This window comes from Paraburkholderia sp. CNPSo 3272, assembly GCF_024206495.1.
Taxonomy (GTDB): Bacteria; Pseudomonadota; Gammaproteobacteria; order Burkholderiales; family Burkholderiaceae; genus Paraburkholderia.
This window is the reverse complement of record NZ_JAMBPQ010000004.1, coordinates 247,469-263,706: the sequence shown is the minus strand read 5'-3', so window position 1 is coordinate 263,706 and position 16,238 is coordinate 247,469. Positions and strand designations below refer to the sequence as shown.

General features: G+C 64.3%; 14 protein-coding genes. 6 read left to right on the top strand and 8 right to left on the bottom strand.

The window, feature by feature from the left end; genetic code table 11:
* Positions 1–226: 226 nt before the first annotated feature.
* From M3I53_RS07445 to glnT, 6 genes are all read right to left on the bottom strand, one after another.
* Complete coding sequence (locus M3I53_RS07445; RefSeq protein WP_254315303.1) at positions 227–1,930, bottom strand: bifunctional protein-serine/threonine kinase/phosphatase; 1,704 nt, start codon at positions 1,928–1,930, stop codon at positions 227–229.
* Between the two features lie 114 nt (positions 1,931–2,044).
* Entirely contained in the window at positions 2,045–3,478 is a 1,434-nt protein-coding gene (locus M3I53_RS07440) for an APC family permease (protein WP_254315302.1), read from the bottom strand.
* Positions 3,479–3,555: 77 nt separating this feature from the next.
* Positions 3,556–4,917, bottom strand: a complete 1,362-nt coding sequence (locus M3I53_RS07435) for an FMN-binding glutamate synthase family protein (RefSeq protein ID WP_254315301.1) — start codon at positions 4,915–4,917, stop codon at positions 3,556–3,558.
* 26 nt (positions 4,918–4,943) lie between these two features.
* Entirely contained in the window at positions 4,944–5,633 is a 690-nt protein-coding gene (locus tag M3I53_RS07430; protein ID WP_254315300.1) for a protein glxC, read from the bottom strand.
* On the bottom strand, positions 5,621–6,529 hold the full coding sequence (locus tag M3I53_RS07425) for a class II glutamine amidotransferase (RefSeq protein WP_254315299.1): 909 nt from the start codon (positions 6,527–6,529) through the stop codon (positions 5,621–5,623). The genes M3I53_RS07430 and M3I53_RS07425 overlap by 13 nt, the downstream gene beginning before the upstream one ends.
* A 12-nt stretch (positions 6,530–6,541) precedes the next feature.
* Entirely contained in the window at positions 6,542–7,930 is a 1,389-nt protein-coding gene (glnT, locus tag M3I53_RS07420; RefSeq protein WP_254315298.1) for a type III glutamate--ammonia ligase, read from the bottom strand.
* 256 nt (positions 7,931–8,186) lie between these two features.
* On the opposite strand from glnT, the gene M3I53_RS07415 reads away from it, so the two are divergent.
* Positions 8,187–8,789: a helix-turn-helix domain-containing protein gene (locus M3I53_RS07415; protein ID WP_254315297.1), complete on the top strand. Its 603-nt coding sequence runs from the start codon at positions 8,187–8,189 to the stop codon at positions 8,787–8,789.
* 348 nt (positions 8,790–9,137) lie between these two features.
* Here the strand turns inward: M3I53_RS07415 and M3I53_RS07410 are convergent, their stop codons facing one another.
* Positions 9,138–10,103, bottom strand: a complete 966-nt coding sequence (locus tag M3I53_RS07410) for a LysR family transcriptional regulator (protein WP_254315296.1) — start codon at positions 10,101–10,103, stop codon at positions 9,138–9,140.
* 183 nt (positions 10,104–10,286) lie between these two features.
* Between M3I53_RS07410 and M3I53_RS07405 the strand changes: the two genes are divergently transcribed.
* The 4 genes from M3I53_RS07405 (at position 10,287) to M3I53_RS07390 (ending at position 13,899) form a co-directional block, all read left to right on the top strand.
* The gene (locus M3I53_RS07405) at positions 10,287–11,474 is read left to right on the top strand and encodes an FAD-binding oxidoreductase (RefSeq protein WP_254315295.1); all 1,188 of its coding nucleotides are present in this window, start codon (positions 10,287–10,289) and stop codon (positions 11,472–11,474) included.
* A 44-nt stretch (positions 11,475–11,518) separates the two neighbouring features.
* The gene (locus M3I53_RS07400; protein ID WP_254315294.1) at positions 11,519–12,298 is read left to right on the top strand and encodes an electron transfer flavoprotein subunit beta/FixA family protein; all 780 of its coding nucleotides are present in this window, start codon (positions 11,519–11,521) and stop codon (positions 12,296–12,298) included.
* Entirely contained in the window at positions 12,295–13,236 is a 942-nt protein-coding gene (locus M3I53_RS07395) for an electron transfer flavoprotein subunit alpha/FixB family protein (RefSeq protein ID WP_254315293.1), read from the top strand. Before M3I53_RS07400 ends, M3I53_RS07395 begins: the two co-directional genes overlap by 4 nt.
* 240 nt (positions 13,237–13,476) lie before the next feature.
* Positions 13,477–13,899: a CBS domain-containing protein gene (locus M3I53_RS07390; protein ID WP_254315292.1), complete on the top strand. Its 423-nt coding sequence runs from the start codon at positions 13,477–13,479 to the stop codon at positions 13,897–13,899.
* Positions 13,900–13,956: 57 nt separating this feature from the next.
* On the opposite strand, the gene M3I53_RS07385 is transcribed toward M3I53_RS07390, so the two are convergent.
* A complete protein-coding gene (locus M3I53_RS07385; RefSeq protein WP_254315402.1) occupies positions 13,957–14,859 on the bottom strand; it encodes an MBL fold metallo-hydrolase in 903 nt (300 codons plus the stop codon).
* A 275-nt stretch (positions 14,860–15,134) separates the two neighbouring features.
* On the opposite strand from M3I53_RS07385, the gene M3I53_RS07380 reads away from it, so the two are divergent.
* On the top strand, positions 15,135–16,154 hold the full coding sequence (locus M3I53_RS07380; protein WP_254315291.1) for an SDR family oxidoreductase: 1,020 nt from the start codon (positions 15,135–15,137) through the stop codon (positions 16,152–16,154).
* Positions 16,155–16,238 lie beyond the last annotated feature (84 nt).

Genomic DNA, 16,238 nt, shown 5'->3' with positions numbered 1-16,238 from the left:
GCAACGATTATTTGCGGTTGTTCTGTTGCGCCGACTCGCCGGATACCATCTCGATCGCGTCTCGGACAGCCCGTGTCCAGCCCTACGGATATGGCGAGGACCTCCCCTTCGGTCAGCAGTGGTTCCCCACGAGCGCCGAGTTCGGTTGGGTAGCCTGATCCCTCTGGCTCACCGATTTGGGATCGGTATTGCGCGGTTCAATCTGTCCGCATGTAAACGCGAAAGCTCATCGCCGTATCAGCGACCACAGCAGCAGCGCCAGCAACAGAACCGAGATCCCCTGCCAGAACAGCACTGGTTCGCTCTCGAGCAAGGGCTTACGTCTAACCGGGGCCATCGCGCCCTGGCCGCTCGAAAGGCGCTCGAGATCGGCGCAGACTGCGAGTACGTCCTGATACCTGCGTGCGGGATCGGACTGCAGCGCTTTCTCCAGCACGAGGTCAAGCCAATGCGGCGCGTCGAGCCGGTACTCGTAGAGCGGCACGCGACCATTGAAGCCGTACGGCAGTTTGCCGCCGCTGAACAGCCGGTACAACGTCACGCCATACGCAAATACCTCGGAGCGCGCATCGCCTTGCGCACCCCTCATCAACTCAGGCGCCATGTACGCGGGCGAGCCAGGCGCGGAGGCTGGGCCCGGCAGTTCCATACCGGGCATATGACCAAAGCCCAGGTCGAGCAGGCACGTCCTGTCGTCCTGCATCACCAGCACGTTTTCGGGCTTGATATCGCGATGGAAGACATTGCGCCGATTCAGCGCGTCGATCGAGCGGCCCAATTGCCGTGCTATTCCGAGCGCGCGCGGCAGCCCCATGGGCTCGGGCGCCGAAAGCAGCTGTTCGAGCGTGACCCCCGCACCGAGCGGCATCACCACATAAAGCCGGGTTTGCCGATTGGCGTCAACAGGCAGCGGCGCGAGCACGCCGGCGTCGCCGACCTTGCCTGCGAGCCAGCGCTCACGCACTGTCGACTGGCGTATGTTCTCGTCTTGCTCGACGCGCGGTTTGGGAAACTTGAGCGCCAATGGCTTGTCCGGATCGGCCAGATCGCAGCCGGCGAAGATCCGCGAATAAAATCCATCGCTGAGCACGCTCTTGAGCAGATATCCATCGATAACCTCACCGGCGTCGGGCACGGCGAGAATCGGCAGCATTCCGACCACTCGCTCCAGGTACCCGCCGTCGAGCAACGGCAGGCTGCCGACGTCAATCACCGCGCTCGTAACGTCGTCCTGGGAGCCGCGCGTCAGCGCCAGCGCGTCGAGTCGGCGCGCAGTTTCGAGCGCGCCGTTGCGCGTCGCGAGCACCGTCTGCAGTTCACGCACTGGCACATGACGATAAAGACCGTCCGAGCACAATAGCAGGCGATCACCCTCACGCAGTTCGAACGTTTCGAAGCGGGTCACGAGCGCCGGGTTCATGCCAATGGCGTGCGCCACGTACGAACCAAAAGCAACCGGCACAATATCGTCTTCGCCGATTTGTGCCAGTTGCCCGTCGCGCAGCAAATAGAGCCGCACATCTCCGGCTGCGACCAGATACGCTGTGGCGCGCCGTATGACCAGCGCCGCAAATGACGCGGCCATCTGTTTAAGCTTTGGATCGACGCGGCCCATGTGGTGCAGCCAGCCGTGCAGCGCCTGTAGCGAACGCGCCGCGGCCACGCTGGGCTGGAGTGTTTCGGGTAGCCCGTAATACGCATCGATGAAGGTACGCACTGAAAGCTCGGCCGCGACCCGGCCGCCCTGACTTCCGCTCACTCCGTCAGCCAGCGCGATCACACTGCCACGCGCGGCGCGCGCAGCCAGGTCGCCGAGCATCACGCCGAAATAGTCCTCGTTGACGCGATTTTGCCCACGCAGGCGCGCCGGGCTGGAGACGCAGCCGATCTCGAGCGCGGCGCATTCGCCGCGCTCGGGCTGCAACTGCAAGTTGACTTCCTGAGAATACGCTTCGCGAGGTGCAACGGCCGTCCCGGCTGCATGGACCGACCTCCGGTCCGCAGCTGGTGCAGACAGGCGGTCCAGGGAGCGCGGTTCAGTCATTTACTTTTTGCCGTGAGTCATCACGTCGCTGGTTTCCAGATCGTGTTCGATCTTCTCGAGCACCTGAGGCGAACGCTTCTTCAGCATGAGCAACCAGACCGTGCCGACCAGCATGTAGGCTACGAACAGATACGGCAGTATGTTATACGGATAGTCCGGCACCGGATAGACGCTGCCGATCACTGCGCCGACCATCGCCAGCGCGCCAAGCACGCTCCACAGCACGTTGACCGGCTTGAGCACGCCCAGCTTCTTCAGATAGATAGGCGCGGAAACCGCGACGAGAAAATAGGTCACCAGAAAGCCAAAGGTGGCGAACGTACTCGTGTAACCGAAGGTATTGAGCGGACCGGTGCCAACCATCGCAATGCACACGAGGAAGGTCACGATCGACGAAAATGCCACGGCGAGATACGGCGTCTGGTGCGTGCGGTGAACCATCCCCATCGAGCGATGCACGAACTGGTAGCGTCCCATGGAATACAGCAGGCGGCTCGACGAGTTGATGCACGCGAGGACACACGAGAACGCGCTGACCGAGGCGATCAGATAAAACACCGGGCCGAGCGGCGAGGCGCCGACGCTCGTCAGCAACGTGGTAAGCACGGCCGAATCGGCGCCGAGCTTGGCTGCATCGTCGTGGTAGGCGATCGTCATCGAATACGCGACGAACATGAAGAAGACACCCGACAGGATCAAGCTCCAGACCACGGCGCGCGGGATGATGCGCAGCGGGTCGCGGGTCTCCTGGCCAAGCGAGGCAGCGCTTTCGAAGCCCACGAACGAGAAAATGCCCAGCACCATGCCCTGCGCCATGCCCTTCCCGCTTACGCCCTGCAGGCTCAATTGCGTATGGTCGACGATATGGTCAGGATGCAGGGCAAGCACGTAGATCAGCACGCCGCCCACGATCACCACCGAAGCTGCCTCGATGGCCAGTGAGAGGCGCGAGGAAAGCTTCACGTCGCGTGCGGAAAAGAACCAGGCGAGAGCAATGAAAACGGTGTAGACCGCCCACGAGGGGATATTGATGCCCCAGGAAGAGAAGGCATTCTGCACGAAAACCACACCTGCGGCACCTACCCCCATCGCGGTGCCCACATACGCCGCGATCAAACCCCAGCCGGCCATGCCCCCTGCCATCGGCCCGAGCGCGCGCGAAATATAGATGAAGAATGACCCGGCGGTTGCAATCCGGCTCGAGAGCGCGATGATGCTCATGCTGACCAGCAGCAGCCCGAGCGTCGAAAGTCCATAAATCAGCCAGGTCCCCGCGCCCGCCAGCGCCGCGATCGCGGTCACATTGATCGAGGGAGTAAAGGTTGGCGATACGTTGGCGATAGATTGGCCAATCACCTCGGCAAAACCTAAAGTACCGGCACGCAGGCCGGTTGACGATGCCGGCGCTGCTTGTGTGGTGCTTTGCGTACTCATGTAGGGCTCCTGAAAGATCGGTGATTTAACGGACTTTGCTTTAATTTCCCAGAGTCAAAAATTCCAGCCAACTGAATTTAATTGTTCCAGCCAGGAATCCACGAAGTGCCCGCGAGCGGCACGCGTGCCATCGCTGCGGCTTCCACGGTCAGGGCGACCAGATCCTCGGGCTCGAGGTGATGCACGTTCTGCTTCCCGCAGGCACGCGCGATCGTCGTCAGTTCCATGTTCAGCGTCTTCAGATAGTTGCGCACGCGGCGCGAACCTTCGTCGGGCTGGACGCGCTGTTCGAGCACGGCGTCCTGCGTCGTCACGCCAACGGGGCATTTGCCGGTGTGGCAGTGGTGGCAGAAGCCCGGCGACGTGCCAAGCGCTGCATAGTCGGCAGCCGCCGAATGCAGCGCGCCGTTCTGGAAGTAGCTGTCGCTATTGCAGCCGAGTGCCATCAGCATGCCCTGCCCGATCGCGACGGCGTCTGCACCGAGCGCCAGCGCCTTGGCTACGTCGGCTCCGGTCCGTATGCCGCCCGACACGATCAGCTGCACCTGCCCTTTCATGTTCAGTTCTTCGAGAGCGTCCACCGCCTGGCGAACCGCAGCCAGCGTCGGAATCCCGACGTTCTCGATGAAGCAGGTCTGCGTGGCCGCGGTGCCCCCCTGCATTCCGTCGATCACGACCACGTCCGCGCCAGCATGTACGGCAAGCTTGACGTCGTTGAACGTGCGGGTTGCCCCGACCTTCACATACACCGGCGTGTTCCAGTCAGTAATTTCGCGCAGTTCCTGGATCTTGTTCGCCAGATCGTCGGGACCGGTCCAGTCCGGGTGACGGCTCGCCGAGCGCTGGTCGACGCCGGCTGGCAAGGTACGCATCGCCGCCACGCGCGGATTGACTTTCTGCCCGAGCAGCATCCCGCCACCGCCCGGCTTTGCGCCCTGGCCAATCACGATTTCGATCGCGTCGGCACGGCGCACGTCGTCCGGATTGAAGCCGTAGCGCGACGGCAGGCACTGATAGACCAGCGTCTTCGACGCGCGGCGCTCCTCCTGGGTCATGCCGCCGTCGCCGGTGGTCGTGGACGTGCCCATCGCCGTCGCGGCCTGCCCGAGCGCCCCCTTGACGTTCGCGGACAGCGCGCCGAAGCTCATGCCCGCAATCGTGACCGGAATATCCAGCACGACAGGTTTCTTCGCGAAGCGAGTGCCCAGCACGGTCTGGGTCGAGCACTTTTCGCGGTACCCTTCGAGCGGATAGCGCGACAGCGAGGCGCCGAGAAACAGCAGGTCGTCGAAATGCGGCACGTGGCGTTTCGCGCCCAGACCGCGGATCTCATAGAGACCTCGCTGCGCCGCCGAGTGGATATAGTCGATCGTCTTGCGGTCGTAGCCGTGCGACTCTTCGTGCTGCAAACGAACGAATTGAACGGGTTTGGCATCCATGGGGAACCTTCTCAGAGTGCGTGTGTTCAGTATTCCTGGTTCGCGTCGGCGTTCCAGTGATAGAGCGCGCGTGCCGACGCGATTCGCTTGAAGGACGCTGGATCGTGATCCAGGCCGCCCGCCGCGAGCAACATGCGCACTGCGTCGAGATCGGCATCGCTCATCGGTTCGTACTGCGCGTCCGCCCCGAGCGATTTCACTTCGCCGCGCACGTAGAGCACCGCTTCATAGAGCGAATCGCCCAGCGCGTCGCCCGCGTCGCCGCATATCACCATGCGGCCCGCCTGCGCCATGAAGGCCGAGAAGCTGCCCACGGAGCCGCCCACCACGATGTCGCCGCCCTTGAGCGAGATTCCGCAGCGCAGACCCGCGTCGCCGTCGATCACGAGCAGTCCGCCGTGCGCAGAAGCGCCCGCGCCGTTCGAGGCGAAGCCTCGCACATGCACCTTTCCGCTCATCATGTTCTCGGCGACGCCCGTGCCGGCGCTCCCCTCGATCACGATCGTCGCCTGCTGGTTCATCCCGCCGGCGTAGTAGCCCGCGTGGCCCTTGATCGTCACATGCAGGTCGGCATCTACGCCCACCGCGATGTTGTGTGCCCCATTCGGCGACGTGACGGCGATGCGCTGCCCCGCCAGCGCCGCGGTGTCGCCGTGCAGGTATTGGTTCAGGTCCCGGACCGTCTGCGTATCGAGATCGAAATTCAGGCTTTCCATACGTACATCTCCTCGGGAGCGGGTTCGAAGACCTTCGCATTGCGGATATCGGGCAGATGCGCGAGCGAGCGAAACTCAGAGGCAATCGCTACGTAGTCGTCGTTCTCCGCGACCACGGCCGGCTTGCACGCGAACGGATCGCGGATCAGCGCGAGCTCGGTCGTCGTGCCCATCAGGAACGTATAGAAGCCGTCCAGCTCCTCGAAGCCTTTTTGCAGCGCCTCGGGCAGCGCATCGCCCTCGCGCAAACGCCATTCGATGAAACGGCAAGCGGCTTCGGTGTCGTTGTCGGTATCGAAGCGGATGCCAAGCGGCTCGAGCTTGCGCCGCACGCCATACGGGTTCGAAAGCGATCCGTTGTGCACGAGGCAGAAGTCCTCTCCCGCCGTGAACGGATGCGCGCGGTCCGGCGTGACGGCCGATTCCGTGGCCATGCGCGTGTGGCCGACGAGGTGCGAGCCTTTGAGGTTCGCGAAGTCATAGCGCGCAGCCACTTCGGCCGGCGAGCCGATGTCCTTGTAGAGATCGATCGAGCGTCCAGTGGAAAGCAGATAGAGCTTGGGACAGTGCTCGCGCAACCACGTCTTGACGCGCTCCGCATCGCCCTGAAGCGTGAGCACTGCATGATTGCCCTTCACGTCGAAGCGCGCGGTGATGTCCATGGCGTGATTGAGTGCGTCGGCAAGTGCGGCCCAGGGAAATTGTGCGCCCTCGTCCGTGAAGCCCGCGTACAGGCTCAGCTTGCGCTGGCTCGCATCCACCTCGCTGCCGAACACCGCAAGCCCCGCCGAATCGGGTCCGCGCTCGGTCATGCCGATCAGCATCGGCACCATCAGCTCGCCGAGCCGCTCGCGTAGCGCCGGCGTCTTCACCAGCAACCCTACGATTCCACACATCGTCTGTTCTCCTTAGAAAAATTCGAGGTAGCTCTTGAGTTCCCAGTCGGACACGTGCCGCATGTATTCGAGCCACTCCATGCGCTTGAGCTTGAGAAACTCACCGGCCACGGGGCCGAGCGCTTCGCAGATCAGCGTGTCCGCCTCGAGCGCGTCGAGCGCCTGTTCGAGGTTTTGCGGCAACACCGCAATGCCCTGCGCGGCAAGTCGCTCCGACGACCACTCGTAAAGGTTTTCGTTTGCCGGCGCGCCCGGATCGAGTTGCCGGTCGATCCCGTCGAGCCCCGCGGCAATCACGGCGGCCGTTGCGAGGTACGGGTTGCAGGAGCCGTCCGGCAGACGCAGTTCGATGCGCTCGCCGGGCATGCGCACCATGGTCGAGCGGTTGTTGTCGCCATAACTCACATAGGCCGGCGCCCACGTCGCGCCGGTGAGCGAGCGCCCCACCACGAGGCGCTTGTACGAGTTGACGGTCGGATTGCACAGCGCGGTGAGCGCGGGGGCGTGCGCAAGAATGCCGGCGGTGAACTGGTAGCCGAGCTTCGACAGGCCCATGCCCAGCGGGTCGCCGCCGTCGGCGAACAGATTGCGCTTGCCGTCGCCGATCGAGATATGCATGTGCATGCCGTTGCCGGGCCGGTTCGCGAACGGCTTCGCCATGAACGAGCAGATCATGCCTAGCTCGTTGGCAATCTCCGACGCGGCCATTTTGAAGAACACGTAGTGATCGCACGACGTCAGGCAGTCGGTGTACGTGTAGTTGATTTCGAACTGGCCGTTGGCGTCCTCGTGGTCGATCTGGTAGACGTCGATGCCGACCGAGCGCAGTGCTTCGGTGAGCCGCTCGAGAAACACCCGCGTGCGCGATAGCCCCTTATAGTCGTAGCACGGCTTCGCCAGCGTATCGCTGGGATCGCATGGTTCGAGGGTTCCGCTAGCGGAGCGGCGCAGCAGCGAGAATTCCGGCTCGAGCCCTGTGAAAAGAGTCCAGCCACGCTCGGTCAGGCGTGCTACCTGGCGCTTGAGCGTTACGCGGGAATCGAACGGCCACGCTTCGCCGTTCACGTGCCCCTCGCAGACGATGCGGGCGAGGCCCGGCTGCCACGGAACGGGCGTGAGCGTCGCGAGATCGCCGACTGCCATGAAATCGGGGCCGTTCGGCTCGATGCCGACACCCCAGATTGCAAACCCTGCGAAGCCGGCTCCCGCCTCGAGCACCGTCTTCAAATGCGCGACCGGCACCGACTTGGCCTTTGCGACACCATGGATGTCGACGAACTGCGCCAAAACGTACTTCACGCCCTGCTGAGCAAGCCAGCCTTGCGCGTTTTCTGCCGAGTCGAAACGGGGCACGCTTCCGGGCTCGCTGAGCGGCAGCTTACTCGCGTCGTTCAGATTCATCGTCACTCCTTGCACCAACTCCGTTTGCGGTTGAAAGAGGCTGGGCGCATCGCGCCTGGGCCGGTTCCGGGGACTTGCTGGCCATCGTTCGGGGCACTCATGCGCACCCGCCATCGCGCTCTCGTTACGCACTTCTCGTTACGCGCTCCGTCTGGAAATCCTTTTCCTGCCATGCAACAATGCTTCATGGCGTGAAACAACCGGCGCGCGCCACTGCGTGCCCGCTACGCGTCAAGCATCTCTACCGAGGCCGATCATGCACACTGGGGACGACAGCAAAACTGCGCTCGAGCGCTTTCTGGGCGCCACCATTCGCGACCTGCGCCAGCGCCACGCGCTGACCATCGCGCAGGTGGCCGAACAAGCCGGCATCAGCCGCGGCATGCTCTCGAAGATCGAGAACGCGCAGACCTCGACCGGGCTCGACGTCCTGCACCGCATCGCCCAGGCGCTCGGCGTCTCCCTTTCCGCGCTCTTTCGCAACTTCGACGTGCCGCAAGGCGACGCGCAACTCGTCAAGAAAGGCGCGGGCATGGAAGTCGTTCGCAAGGGCACCAAACGCGGCCACACTTACCATCTGCTCGCTTACGACCAAGGTCCGCGCAAAGCTTTCGAACCTTTCCTCATCACCATGGAGGACGAAGCGGAACGCTTCCCGACCTTCGAACACCCCGGCACCGAATTCATCCACATGCTCAAGGGGGTGATCGAATACCGCCACGGCCAGCAAACCTACATCCTCCATCCCGGCGACACGCTTACTTTCCAGGCCGATATTCCTCACGGCCCCGAGCGCCTCATCAAGACGCCCATCCAGTTCCTGTCGATCTTCATCTATCCGCCGGGAACCGCCGAGTGAGGCGCAAGCCTTGCAATCTCGCCTGTGCTGCTTCTTACGCAACGTCCGTGCCATGTTTATCTTCATGAACTAAAAATTCCTGCAGATAAACACCTGGCGCGCATGCCGGCCCTGTCCCGCTTACCTTGCCGATTCTCTCGCATCGGCGTTTGCCTGCTGACGGTGCGCGGTTTTCCTGCCTGACGTGCGCTGCTGCACTGAATCGGGACGCGGGCTTACGCTCGATTATCAGAAATACTTATCAACGCACGAGCGTCGGTGCGAGCGCTTTCACCGCGTCGAGCGCCGAACCGACCATGCTGGAGAGCATGGGCTGCACTCCTCTCGTACAAAAATATTGCAGATCCGCTACATCAATGCGTCTTCGGGCAGTTGCGGCAGCGCGCGCGCGAGTGCCGGCCTGATGGAGGCGTCAAGCACGCGCCGCGTCAACGCAACGATCTCGTGCGCAAACGCGTCCCACTCGCCCTGTCGATGAAGCAGGAAGAAGTCGCGCCGCCCGAGCCGTCCGGCCGGCAGCGGCAACACGGCGATCTCGGGCAAATAATGGCGCGCCTGCCAGAGACACAACGGCGTGGAAATCGCGAAGCCGAGCCGGGCCGCGACGAGGCTCAGGAGCGGATCGGTCGCGTCGAATTCATAGCGGCGCGCACTGTCGATGCCGAGATGCCGCGCATAGCGCTCGACCTGCTGTCCGATCACCGAGCGAGGGGTGTAGCGGATCATCGGCATTTCGAGCGCAAGCGTGCGCCAGTCGATGTTCCCGCGCTCCGCAAGCAACGCGCGCGAGACGACCACGACGAACGCCTCCGAAAAGAGCGGCGCCTCGACGATGCGTGCGTCGTTGAGGTTCGTCTGCGTGCACACCGCGAGATCGAGCTCGCGATCGTGCAACTGCTTGCTCAAGCCAGGGGTCAAGCCGGACCACAACGCAATCTGCCGGGCCGAGCCCGACACCGCGCGAATCAGTTCCGGGCCCACGGTCGCCGCGAACGAATCCACGCAGCCAAGCCGCACGGGCAACGTGCCCACGTTCGATGCGTCGCCGATGCGCGCGCTGACCATTTGCGCATGCTCGAGCAGCGAGCCTGCCAGTTCGAGCAGCGCGCGGCCCGCGACGTTCGGCCGTGGAGGCCGGCTTTCGCGATCGAACAGGACCACGCCCTGATCTCGCTCGAGCGCCGCGATGGCCTGGCTCACCGCGCTCTGGCTCACGCCGAGCTGTTTCGCCGCGCCGGTCATCGATCCGGTCTCGCACACCGCGAGAAAAGCCTGCAAGGCGTTGAGATCGATTGGCGCCTGGGTACGTCTCATGAGGAGCTCCGCGGAAGTCTGCGCGAGCGACGCGACCGCGTCGTCTTCCACATGATGCCGCCCGGGCGGCTCAACACACGGACGATGAGCAATTGCATCGATGAACCATAAGTTTGCCTAATACAAAATAATGGCGGGCACCTGGGACGCAGAATTTGCCCATCGTTCATCCACGGGGGCCCCATGAGCCACTTTGACTATGTCGTGATCGGCGCCGGCGTGATCGGCACGTCCGTCGCCCACCATCTCGCCGCGCTCGGTGCGAAAAGCGTGCTCGTCCTCGAACAGGGGACGATCGGCGCGGGCACCACCTCGCAGTCCTCCGGGCTGCTGCGCACGCATTACTCGGTGCGCCAGAACGTCGAACTCGCCCGCGCTTCCTGGTGGGCCTTCAACAATTTCGCCGACTATCTCGGGGACGACGAAGCCTCGTGCGGCCTCGTCAAATGCGGCTACATGATCAGCGCGCCCGAGGGCGACAAGCTCGACCCACTGGCAGCCTCACTGCGCGCCCAGCAGGAAATGGGCATCGAGGTACAGCTGCTCGACCGCCAGACAGCGCGGGCGCGCCTGCCGATCGCCACCTTCGACGACGCCGCGCTGATCGGCTTCGAGCCCGAAGCCGGCTTCGCCGACGCCTACCTCGTCGCGACCGGCTTCGCACGCTCTGCGCGCCGTCGCGGCGTGAAGATCATGGAAGGGGTGCGCGTGACCGGCCTCGTGCGCGAAGGCCGCCGCGTGGTGGGCGTGCAAACGTCGGCGGGCCGCTTCGGTTGCGGCACGCTCGTCAGCACGCAAAACATCTGGACCCCTGAACTCTCCGAATGGATCGGCGTGCCGCTGCCGGTCAAGCCCGAGCGCCACACCGTGCTCGCGCTCGAATGCGAAGCCGCCCCCTACACGTTCGCCATGCCCGCATTCAAGGACCTCGGCTCGCCGGGCATGCTCTATTTCCGCAGCTACGGCGGCAGCCAGATGCTGGTCTCCGAAGGTGTAGTGGGCGAAACGCTCAACGCGCCCGAGACCGAGCAGGGCGAGATCTCCCTCGACTATGTGGCGGAAGTCGGCGCACAGGTGGCCGAACACTTTCCCGCCTACGAAACGGCGGGCCTCGCCTCGTCTTGGACCGGCGTGTACGACGTCACGCCCGACTGGAACCCCGTGCTCGGCAACGTTGCCGACGTGGAAGGCCTCACGGTGGGCTTCGGCTTCTCGGGTCACGGCTTCAAGCTCTCGCCGGGCATCGGCAAGCTGCTTGCCCAGCACGCGCTCGGCCTGCCCACCGACGTCTCTCTCGAACCGTACGCACTGGAACGCTTTGCGAGCGGCGCGCTGCTGACCGGCAAGTACGGTCTGGGCGCGGTGTCGTAACGCCAGCGCGCAATGTGCTTTCTCATGCAAACAGGAGAAAACAGATGACTGTCCGCATTCTCGTACCCGTCAAGCGCGTGGTTGACCCGAACGTGCGCGTGCGCGTGAGCAGCGCCGGCGCGATCGAAACGGCAGGGCTCAAGATGTCGCTCAATCCGTTCGACGAATGCGCGCTCGAAAAAGCGCTGCAGCTGAAGGAAGCCGGGGTGGCCTCGCGCGTCACGGTGCTGACCTGCGGCCTGCCCGCGCACCAGGACGTGCTGCGCACCGCGCTCGCCATGGGCGCCGACGACGCGGTGCTGGTCGACACGGGGGCCGCCACGGCCACGCTCGATTCGCTCGCCGTCGCGCGGCTCCTGACCGCGCACATGAACGAGGTCGACTACGGTCTCGTGCTGTGCGGCAAGCAGGCCATCGATGGCGACGTGGGCGGCGTGGCCGCCATGCTCGCCGCACTGCTGGGCTGGCCGCAGGCGCTGAATGCGAGCGCGCTCGACGCCATCGACGGCGGCTGGCGCGCGAACTGCGGCGACGATGCGGGCACCGCCACATGGCAACTCGACGGCCCCGCCGTGATCAGCGCCGATCTGCGCCTGGCCGAGCCCCGCCGCGTGACGCTGCCGAGCATCGTCAAGGCAAAGCAGAAGCCGCTCGCCACGCGCGAAGCGGGGGCGCTCGGCGGCGTGTCGAACGCCAGCAGCCACGTGCTGAAACTGAACGAGCCGCCCGTGCGCGAGCCTGGCGTGATGGTGGACAGTGTCGACGCGCTGCTCGCAGCGCTCGCCGATCGATGCGTATTCGAAACCGTGGGAGTTTGGCTATGAGAACGCTGGTCCTGGCCGATGCCGACGTAGGATCGATTTCCGATGTGACGCTGCGCGTGATAGGCGCGGCGCTGCAACTGGGGCAACCCGTCGATCTGCTCGTATTCGATGCGTCGAGTGCGGCAGCGGCGGCGCATGTGAGCGGCGTCCAGCGCGTGCTGGTCGCATCCTCTGGCGCATTCGAAGCGCTCACACCGGAAACAATCGCGGCGCAATTGCACGCCCTCGCCGGAGAGTACTCGGCAGTGCTCGCGGCGCACCGCGCCGCCAGCCGCGCTGCATTGCCGCGCGCGGCGGCGCTCACCGAAGGCGCCTTTATCGCCGACGTGATCGCCATTCGCGAGCGCAGGCAGTTCGTGCGCGGCCTCTATGCGGGCAGTGTGATTGCGACGGTGACGAGCGCCACGGCGCGCACTTATGCCAGCGTGCGGACTTCGTCATTCGCACCGGTCGAAGCGAAAGGTGGCGCGGCGCAGGTCGTTGCGCTCGCATCTATCTCGCCGTTCGCCGCCACGCGGCTAGTCGAGCGCCGCGCCGCCGGGCAGAGCGGGCAAGACCTCGGCAGCGCGCGCGTGGTGGTTGCGGGTGGACGCGGCCTCGCTTCGCAGGAGAACATGGCGCGCCTCGGCAAGCTCGCCGACAACCTCGGCGCGGCGCTCGGGGCGTCGCGCGCCGCCGTGGATGCCGGCTATGCGCCTAACGCCGCGCAGGTCGGACAGACCGGCCGCAGCGTGGCACCCGACGTGTATATGGCGTTCGGCATCTCGGGCGCGATCCAGCACCTCGCCGGCATGAAGGACTCGAAGTTCATCGTCGCCGTGAACAAGGACCGGGACGCGCCGATCTTCTCGGTGGCCGATGTGGGGCTCGTCGGCGATCTGTTCGACGTGGTCGGCGCGCTCGAATCTCACGTGCAGAGTGCGGGGACGAGCGCGTGAACGCACGCCTGCCCGCTCCTTCTGCTGACGCCCTGAGAAGTTGAGGGCCACTTCCTGGCTGCCGAGTCCGAACTGCTCCCTCGTTTCCCGACCCACGCGGAGGAAGGCCGCCTTTCGTGGGCGAGTACGCGACGGCCCAGGCGCGAGCGTTGCGCTTCAAAAAACGTGGGCTACCGGCCGCGGCGATCCCGCCCTTTCGAGCATGTCCGCGAGGCAACCCGTACTTTTACGGAGGCTGCGATGACGACGATAGCAGAGGTGATGACGCGCGACGCGATATCGATCGGACCGAACGATACGATTCGCCAGGCGGCGATGATGATGGCCGATTTGAAGGTCGGTTCGTTGCCGGTCTGCGATGGTGAAAAGCTGGTGGGCACGGTGACTGATCGCGATATCGCGGTGCGTGCGGTCGCGTCTGGCGTCGAGCCGGTGGCGCCGGTTATCGAAATTGCCACTCGCCATGTTCAATGGTGTCACGAGGACGACGACCTCGAAGCGGTGAAACAGAAAATGGCGAGCAGCCGGATTCGGCGCGTGCCCGTCGTGGATCGGGAAAATCGGCTTGTCGGGATCGTATCGCTGGGTGACATCGCGAGCGCCGACGGTGACGCTGCCCAGACCTTGAAGGCGGTCTCTTCGCCGTCGAGGCCGGACCGCTGACCGTGTGCGGGCTCGCAGCGGCCCAATTCAATACGAGGTGTTCCAGGCGCCGGTCCTTCAACGGGCCGGCCGCGCTGCGGCGTCATAGGCCCCCGGGGCCTGGCGCGGCCTCTCGCGCGGTAACGTGCCGCCGGGCCGGCCCGCAAGCGCCTCGAACTCCACCATGTCATGGCTGCAGAAAATGAGCACGTCGTTGTCTTCGCGGCGCAGCGCGCGCAAACGCGCCTGGTTTTCGAATCGCGCGCGGCGGTCCTTTTCGAGCATCCATTGATAGAAACGCAACCCGGGCGTGCAATGCGGCCTGTCCGCCATTTCGTCGCGATAAAAATAGGCGTCGGCGGCATCAAGCAGCCAGCCACTTCGACCTTCGACAGCGATTCCGGCGTGGCCGAACGTATGCCCGCGCAATGGCACGAGCAGGATGGAAGGCGGTAGTCCGTCCAATGCACGCACGTGCTCGAATCCGCGCCAGCGCTCGCCATCGTCCGATGCATAGGTCTGCCAATGTTGCATCGTGGGCCATTGTTGCGGCCGGAAACGTTGACGATCCATCCACGTTCGCTGTGCGCGCGCATATGTCGATTCGACATGGAACATATGCACGGTCGCCTGCGGGAAATCCGATAAGCCGCCGGCGTGGTCGAAATCCAGATGACTGAGCACGATGTGGCGTACGTCGCGCGGATCGTATCCAAGCCGTTCGATCTGGCGGATTGCCGTCATCTCTTCCCGAAAGTCCGGGCTGACGAGTGCGAGGAAAAAGCGGCTCAGACGCGAGCGCGGGTTGCGCACGTCCTCAAGACCGAAACCCGTGTCGATCAGAACCAGCCCCTGTTCGGTCTCGACCAGCAGGCAGTGACAACAGAGTTCCCCGCGCGTGACTACGGACGACGCTCGTCCGTCCATGAGCCGGCCGCCGAGAGGGCACGTCGAAACACAATTCAGGTGGTGCACGACCATCGCCGGTTCCTCCTCTATGTATGGCCACTTCGCCTGTTGCGCCTTGGTTCGCGCCATTTCAACGTGAATCCGGGCGGCTCTTCTAATCCGCAAAGCGTGTTCCTTACGGCTTTCCCCCATTTGCGCCATACGCCGCAGGCCCTCTTCCGATTCAGCTGCCGTGCCACGCGTTCCGCCTGGTTCCGCTTAACCGGACGCAGACGGCACAGGCTTTGCGCCTTCCGGAACACCGGGCCGCCGCACGAGCGCGCCGCACTCATCCCAAGAGGTTCAACATGCGAATCAAACTCAAGCCGCTCAGCGAACAAGTCGTCGTGATCACGGGCGCCATCAGCGGCATTGGCCTCGCCACGGCGCGACACGCCGTCAAGGCAGGCGCGCGTGTCATGCTCGTTGCGCGCAACGGCGAAGCCCTCGATCGACTCGATGCGGAGCTGACTCAAGCCGGCGGCGAAGTCGCTCACCATGTCGCAGACGTCGCAGACAAGGGCCAGTTGCAGTCGGCCGCCGATGCGGCCATTGCCAGGTTCGGCACGTTCGATACATGGGTCAACAACGCGGGTGTCTCGACGTATGGCCGACTCGAGGACACCCCGCTCGAAGACCAGAGGCGTCTGTTCGAAACCAACTACTGGGGCGTCGTTCACGGCTCGCTGGTGGCGTTACCCCAGCTCAAAAAGAATGGCGGCGCGCTCATCAACCTGGGCAGCGAACTTTCTGATGCCTTCATACCGCTGCAAGGCGCCTACATTGCCTCAAAGCATGCGGTGATGGGTTTCACTGACACGCTGCGTCTTGAACTGCTTGCCGATCACGCGCCCGTTTCCGTCACGCTGATCAAGCCCTCCGGCATCGACACCATGTTCGTGGAGCACGCGAAGAACCTCCTCGACTTCCAGCCGCGACTGCCGCCTCCCGTCTACGCGCCCGATGTGGTCGCACGCGCCATCCTGCATGCCGCGTCGCATCCCGTGCGCGATCTGTATGTGGGGAGTGCCGGGCGCGCGACGGTAGGACTCGCGCGGCTGCTACCTTCGGTGTTCGACCGTATTGTTTCGCGCCTGGGCGTGAATGCGCAGCGCACGGACCGCGAAAAGGTCAAAAGCGACGGGCTCCATGAAACCGCCAGCGAATTGCGCGAACGCTCCGGCCATAATGGGCACGTGCGCGAAACCAGCTTCTATACCAACACCGCGAGGCACCGCTCCCTTCAGACCGCGCTGTTGACGGGCGGGGCGGCTCTGCTCGCGGCCTCCTTGATCGCCCGCCGCAAGAGCAGGCTCGCGAGGCTCTGAGACAGCACGCGAGCGTGCGGCTTTTGGCGTAACGCCATCGCGCGTGCACCGGCTCGATCTCTTACGAACGTGGACCATGCGAAC

Coding starts and splice junctions, on each gene's coding strand:
- M3I53_RS07440 (WP_254315302.1), bottom strand. CDS start 3,478: ATGAGTACGCAAAGCACCACACAAGCAGCGCCGGCATCGTCAACCGGC.
- M3I53_RS07435 (WP_254315301.1), bottom strand. CDS start 4,917: ATGGATGCCAAACCCGTTCAATTCGTTCGTTTGCAGCACGAAGAGTCG.
- M3I53_RS07430 (WP_254315300.1), bottom strand. CDS start 5,633: ATGGAAAGCCTGAATTTCGATCTCGATACGCAGACGGTCCGGGACCTG.
- M3I53_RS07425 (WP_254315299.1), bottom strand. CDS start 6,529: ATGTGTGGAATCGTAGGGTTGCTGGTGAAGACGCCGGCGCTACGCGAG.
- glnT (WP_254315298.1), bottom strand. CDS start 7,930: ATGAATCTGAACGACGCGAGTAAGCTGCCGCTCAGCGAGCCCGGAAGC.
- M3I53_RS07415 (WP_254315297.1), top strand. CDS start 8,187: ATGCACACTGGGGACGACAGCAAAACTGCGCTCGAGCGCTTTCTGGGC.
- M3I53_RS07410 (WP_254315296.1), bottom strand. CDS start 10,103: ATGAGACGTACCCAGGCGCCAATCGATCTCAACGCCTTGCAGGCTTTT.
- M3I53_RS07405 (WP_254315295.1), top strand. CDS start 10,287: ATGAGCCACTTTGACTATGTCGTGATCGGCGCCGGCGTGATCGGCACG.
- M3I53_RS07400 (WP_254315294.1), top strand. CDS start 11,519: ATGACTGTCCGCATTCTCGTACCCGTCAAGCGCGTGGTTGACCCGAAC.
- M3I53_RS07395 (WP_254315293.1), top strand. CDS start 12,295: ATGAGAACGCTGGTCCTGGCCGATGCCGACGTAGGATCGATTTCCGAT.
- M3I53_RS07390 (WP_254315292.1), top strand. CDS start 13,477: ATGACGACGATAGCAGAGGTGATGACGCGCGACGCGATATCGATCGGA.
- M3I53_RS07385 (WP_254315402.1), bottom strand. CDS start 14,859: ATGGTCGTGCACCACCTGAATTGTGTTTCGACGTGCCCTCTCGGCGGC.
- M3I53_RS07380 (WP_254315291.1), top strand. CDS start 15,135: ATGCGAATCAAACTCAAGCCGCTCAGCGAACAAGTCGTCGTGATCACG.